The organism is Micrococcus sp. HMSC31B01, from assembly GCF_001816085.1.
In the GTDB taxonomy this organism is placed as follows: Bacteria; Actinomycetota; Actinomycetes; order Actinomycetales; family Micrococcaceae; genus Micrococcus; species Micrococcus luteus.
The window spans coordinates 1-5,339 of record NZ_KV825413.1; the positions used below are offsets into that span (position 1 = coordinate 1).

At 71.5% G+C, this 5,339-nt stretch carries 6 protein-coding genes; 3 read left to right on the forward strand and 3 right to left on the reverse strand.

Translation table 11 applies throughout. The annotated features are described in order from the left end of the window. Nucleotides 1-24: 24 nt before the first annotated feature. Both HMPREF3105_RS11565 and HMPREF3105_RS11570 read right to left on the reverse strand, forming a co-directional pair. A complete protein-coding gene (locus HMPREF3105_RS11565; protein ID WP_070709731.1) occupies nt 25-588 on the reverse strand; it encodes a GNAT family N-acetyltransferase in 564 nt (187 codons plus the stop codon). A gap of 91 nt (nt 589-679) precedes the next feature. Further along, nucleotides 680-1,255 (reverse strand): hypothetical protein, encoded by a 576-nt coding sequence (locus HMPREF3105_RS11570; RefSeq protein ID WP_002855485.1) that lies wholly within the window; start codon nt 1,253-1,255, stop codon nt 680-682. 247 nt (nt 1,256-1,502) lie between these two features. Between HMPREF3105_RS11570 and trpB the strand changes: the two genes are divergently transcribed. Continuing rightward, nucleotides 1,503-2,804, forward strand: a complete 1,302-nt coding sequence (gene trpB / locus HMPREF3105_RS11575; RefSeq protein ID WP_020628083.1) for a tryptophan synthase subunit beta — start codon at nt 1,503-1,505, stop codon at nt 2,802-2,804. 31 nt (nt 2,805-2,835) lie between these two features. Here the strand turns inward: trpB and HMPREF3105_RS11580 are convergent, their stop codons facing one another. After that, nucleotides 2,836-3,096, reverse strand: a complete 261-nt coding sequence (locus HMPREF3105_RS11580; RefSeq protein WP_043282510.1) for a hypothetical protein — start codon at nt 3,094-3,096, stop codon at nt 2,836-2,838. 142 nt (nt 3,097-3,238) lie between these two features. On the opposite strand from HMPREF3105_RS11580, the gene HMPREF3105_RS11585 reads away from it, so the two are divergent. Both HMPREF3105_RS11585 and HMPREF3105_RS11590 read left to right on the forward strand, forming a co-directional pair. Then, complete coding sequence (locus HMPREF3105_RS11585; protein ID WP_043276010.1) at nt 3,239-3,940, forward strand: ZIP family metal transporter; 702 nt, start codon at nt 3,239-3,241, stop codon at nt 3,938-3,940. A gap of 158 nt (nt 3,941-4,098) precedes the next feature. Continuing rightward, nucleotides 4,099-5,094 carry an IS481 family transposase gene (locus HMPREF3105_RS11590; RefSeq protein ID WP_083325342.1) on the forward strand — a complete coding sequence of 332 codons (996 nt, stop codon included), beginning with the start codon at nt 4,099-4,101 and terminating at the stop codon, nt 5,092-5,094. The last annotated feature ends 245 nt before the right edge of the window (nt 5,095-5,339 follow it).

Below are 5,339 nucleotides of genomic sequence, written 5' to 3' on the forward strand. Positions count from 1 at the left end.
CAACAACGTCATGCCCTCCTACATCTAGGCGGCCAGGCGCGCGTCGAGCCCAGCGCGCACCGTGGGCCACTCCTCGCGCACCACGCTGAAGTAGTCGACGTCGGCGATCGTGCCGTCCGCCGCCGGGCGGAAGCGGCGCAGAGTGCCCTCGAACGTCGCCCCCAGGCGGGCGATGGCGGCGTGTGAACGGGCGTTGCGGTGGTCGCAGCGCAGGGCCACCCGCTCCAGCGCCCATTCCTCGAACGCGTGCCCGAACAGCAGCAGCTTGCAGCCGGGGTTCACGGAGGTGCCCCACACCCGACGGGCGTAGACCGTGTGCCCCACCTCCACCCGCAGCCCCGGCACCAGGTCGTAGAGGCTCGTGCGCCCCACCAGCTCCCCGCCCTGCTCGACGGCGAACGCGAAGGTGCCCTCCCGCTCGATCAGCTCGGCGAGGTGCGCGGACATGGCCGCACCGTCCACCGGCAGGGGCGCGCTGTTCCCCGCCCACATGGCCGCGTCGACGAGCTCGCGCAGGGCGGGGCCGTCGGTGGGTGAGAGGGGGCGCAGGGTGAGGTCCCTGCGGGTGAGGACGATCTCGTGCTTCATGCACCCATCCTGTCAGCGGGCTCGGGGCGATCTCCCGGCACGACGAGACTGAGCGCCATGGACTAGGGCGTCGCCCGGGCGACCGGCCGGCTCAGAGGGTGGCGGACCGGCGGGCGGAGGCCCGCATGGCCGCGACCCGCTGTGCCACGGAGGCCTCCAGGGCGCCCGGCTGCAGGGCCGGGGCGAGGTCGGCGGCCACCTCTCGGGCGACCCCCTCGAGGGCGGAGGCGTCCTGGGCGACCCAGGCGCGCAGCGTCAGGTGCTCCCGCATCCACGCCGTGAGCGTCTCCTCGGACTCCGGGGTGAGGGCGAAGCCCGCCCCCGCCGCGCCCGGGCTGGTGCGCTCCACATCCAGGGCGAGCACGTCCCTGAGCAGCGCGGCCAGGCCCTGGCGCAGCTGCGAGGCGCCGGTACGACCGGACTGGAAGGCGGCGCGCACCTCGCGGCACTGCAGGCTCTCGTCGGCCACGTCGACGGCGAGGACGTCACCGGTGGCGGGGGTGAGGCCCAGGGCGGCACGGGCTGACTCCTCGGCCACCACGGCCACGATGCCGGGCACTGCGGGGGCGGCGGTGAGGAAATCGGCGTACCGCATGCCCGGAGTGGCGGCGAGCACAGCGGCGGCCTCGGTGGTCAGGGACGGGGTGTCGACGGCGGTGATGGTCATGGATCCAGGGTGAATCGCGATTCACTGAGACAGGGAGAGATGTCCATATTCTGAGATTTGCAATCACATGGTGAGACGCACGCCTGCCCCGACGTGCAGTACGCTGGCCCCATGCAGATGCACGCGCAGCAGTGGTGGACCGCCTGAGGGCGGCCCCGGTCATGCGCATCTGACACGACGAGCCGCTCGCCTGCCGGGCGGCTCGATCATGAGCGGCTCGGCGGGCCCCATCCCAGAAGGACCCCCGATGACCCACCGCAACCCCGAGGACAACGCCCTGAGAGGCGCCACCGAACCCCGCACCCTCGCCGAGGCCTGCGACCTCGTCACCACCCCGGACCTGGACGTCTCCGCGGACGGCATGTTCGGCCAGTACGGCGGCGCCCACCTGCCCCCGCAGCTGGCCGGCCCCATGGCCGAGGTCGCCCGCGCGTACGCCGAGGCGCGCCAGGACCCCGAGTTCTACGCCGAATACCGACGCCTGCTGCGCGACGCCGTCGGGCGCCCCTCCCCCCTGACCCCGCTGGACCGCCTCTCCGACGAGCTCGGCGGCGCACGGATCGTGCTCAAGCGCGAGGACCTGAACCACACGGGCGCCCACAAGATCAACCACACGATCGGCGAGGCGCTGCTCGCCAAGCGCATGGGCAAGCGCAGCCTGATCGCGGAGACCGGCGCCGGCCAGCACGGCGTGGCCCTGGCGACGGCGGCCGCGATGGTCGGCCTCGACTGCGAGATCCACATGGGCGCGATCGACGTGGCCAAGCAGCACCCCAACGTGGTGCGCATGCGCCTGCTCGGCACGAAGGTCGTCTCGGTGGAGCGCGAGGGCCGCTCCCTGAAGGAGGCCGTGGACTCGGCGTTCGAGGTGTACGCGGCGAACCCGGAGAAGTACCTGTTCGCGATCGGCTCCGTGGTGGGCCCGCACCCGTTCCCCACGATGATCCGCGACTTCCAGTCCGTGGTCGGCCGCGAGGCCCGCGCCCAGTTCCAGGAGCGGTTCGGGGCGCTGCCCAGCGCCGTCGTCGCCGCGGTGGGCGGCGGCTCCAACGCGATCGGCGCGTTCACCGCGTTCCTCGACGACGCCGACGTCGCGCTCGTGGGCGTCGAGCCCGGCGGCCGCTCCGCGGCCAAGGGCGAGCACGCGATGACCATGACCCAGGGCCGCGACGGCGTCCTCCACGGCATGGCCACCCTCGTCCTCGCCGACGACGACGGCACCCCGGATCCCGTGCACTCGATCGCCTCGGGCCTGGACTACCCGGGCGTCGGTCCACAGCACGCCCACTTCGCGAGCGTCGGCCGCGTCCGGTACGTGGCCGAGGACGACGCGGCCGTGCTCGACGCGTTCCAGCGGCTCACGCGGCTCGAGGGCGTCATCCCCGCGCTCGAGTCCGCGCACGCCGTGGCGCACGCGATCCGCCTCGCCCCGCAGATGGGCCGGGACGCGCGGATCCTGGTCAACCTCTCCGGCCGCGGAGACAAGGACGTGGACTACGTGGCCGAGAAGCTCGGGCTCACGGGCGAGGCGGACGAGGTCGTGCGCTGAGCTGAGGCGGCGGTCCCGGCGTCGCCCCAGGTCAGCGCGCCAGTCCCCCGTGCGGGGGATGCACGGCAATGGCCCGGTAGAGAAACCCGTCCTGATCGTTGTGGGCCTCCAGTGCCTCGAACAAGAACTCCACCTCCTCGCCGACCGTGAGGCTGGACGGGACGGAGTCGAGCATGGGCAGGTGACTGAAATGGACCCAGCACCCCCCGGGCGTCGCCTCGCTGTCGATCACGCCCCAGCCGCCATCGCGATCCCACTCGACCACTCGTCCGAGACTTGCATTGAGGTTCATCGGTCATCTCCGTCAGTGGGCGGGGAGCGGGAGGGTGGCAGGCCTCGCCGTGGATGCTGGAGTCAAGAGTGACCTATGCAGGCACGTCGCCGCGAGTCCGGTCCGGCGTCGTCCCCGGTCAGCGCGTAGCCTGGCTGCCGTGATGACCCTGATGTGGGGCGCAGTGGCCGCGTCCTCCCTGCTCGTGGGCGCCGTCCTGGCGACCCTGCACCGCTGGCACATGGGCACGATCGGACTCGTGCTCGCCTTCGGCGCCGGCGCTCTGATCGCGTCCGTGTCCTTCGAGCTCGCGGAGGCGGGCGTGCAGGCGGCCGGGCCCGCCGCCGTCGGCATCGGGCTGACGCTCGGCGCGGCCGCCTACTTCCTCGGCGACCGTGCGGTGGAGCGCTCCGCCGCGAGGTCCGGCGGCTCGTCCTCGGGCGCCGCGCTGACCGTGGGCGCGCTGCTGGACGGCATCCCGGAGCAGCTCGTGCTGGGCATCGGGCTGGCCGCGGGCGAGGGCGTGTCCCTCGCGCTACTCGTGGCGATCTTCATGTCCAACCTGCCCGAGTCCATCGCCGCCACGGCCGACTCCCTCGACGGCGGCAAGAGGCGCCGCCACCTGCTGATCCAGTGGTCGCTCGTGACGGTGGTCTGCGCCCTGGCGACGTGGGGCGGCGGGCTGATCGCCGACGTCGCCTCCCCCGCCCTGACCGGCGGCATCCAGGGCTTCGCGGCCGGCGCCCTGCTGGTCATGCTGATCGACACGATGATCCCCGAGGCCCGCGAGAAGGGCGGGGAGAAGGCCGGGCTGCTCACCGTGGTCGGCTTCGCGCTCGGCGCGTTCCTGTCCCTGGTGGTGTGAGGGGCGAGGCGGGGCCGACTGCTTCCCGAGGGTTAGACGGCCTCGTTGATCTAGATGTGATGTCCAGGGACGTTGTTGCGTGAACAGCTGACAAGCGAAGGCCTCCTGTTGCGAGAGTGGAGTTGTCGAGAAACCGATCACGCGAACAGAAGGCCTTCATGTCCCACGCTAACGCCGCCCTGACCCCTCGCGCCCGCCTACGCCTGGCCAAGCTCATCGTCGAGGAGCACTGGCCGGTCGCCACCGCGGCCAAGATGTTCATGGTCTCCCCACCCACCGCACGCAAATGGGCCACACGCCTCCTGGCCGAGGGACCTGCAGGGATGGCAGACCGGTCCAGCCGGCCGTCCACGATGCCGACCAGAACACCGCCGGCGGTGGTGAAACAGAACGTGGCCGCCCGATGGCGCCGACGCCTGGGGCCGGCACAGATCGCTGGAGAACTCGGGATGCCGGCCTCCACCGTCCATGCCGTGCTCGTGCGCTGCCGGATCAACCGCCTCGCCCGTCTGGACCGGGTCACCGGCGAGCCGATCCGCCGCTACGAGCACCCCCACCCCGGGTCGCTGATCCACGTCGACGTCACCAAGTTCGGGCGCATCCCCGACGGGGGCGGACACCGATTCGTCGGGCGCCAGCAGGGCATGAAGCACCGCGCGGCGACCTCGGACCGCGAAGGAACCCGTGATGCCCGATACCAGCCCCGGCTCGGGGTGGGCTTTCTGCACACCGTGATCGATGATCACTCCCGCTTCGCCTATGTCGAGATGCACTCCGATGAACGCAGCCAGACGGCCATCGCGGTGTTGCGCCGCGCGGTCGCCCACTTCGCGCGCCTGGGCGTGGAGGTGGAGCGGGTGCTCTCGGACAACGGCTCGGCCTACCACTCGCATGCCTGGCGTGATGCCTGCACCGAGCTCGGGATCAAGCCCAAGCGGACTCGGCCCTACCGGCCGCAGACGAACGGGAAGATTGAGCGGTTCCATCGCACGCTCGCTGACGGGTGGGCCTACGCCCGGTTCTACAGCTCAGAGACGGAGCGCAGGGCCGCGTTGCCTGGATGGCTGCACTTCTACAATCATCATCGCGTCCACTCCGCGATCGGCGCCGCGCCTGCCACCAGGCTCAACAACCTCCCTGGACATCACACCTAGAGAGCTAACGAAGTCCGCTCCCCAAAGGAGCGGAGACAGCGCGGCGGGCCGATCAGCACCACCGACTCCTCGCCTCAACGAAGTCCGCTCCCCAAAGGAGCGGAGACCGGTCAACGGTTCTCCGCCGTCGCCCTGTTCCGTGAGCCTCAACGAAGTCCGCTCCCCACAGGAGCGGAGACCGACCCGGGCACACCCCACCGACGCGGGCCTCGACCTGCCTCAACGAAGTCCGCTCCCCACAGGAG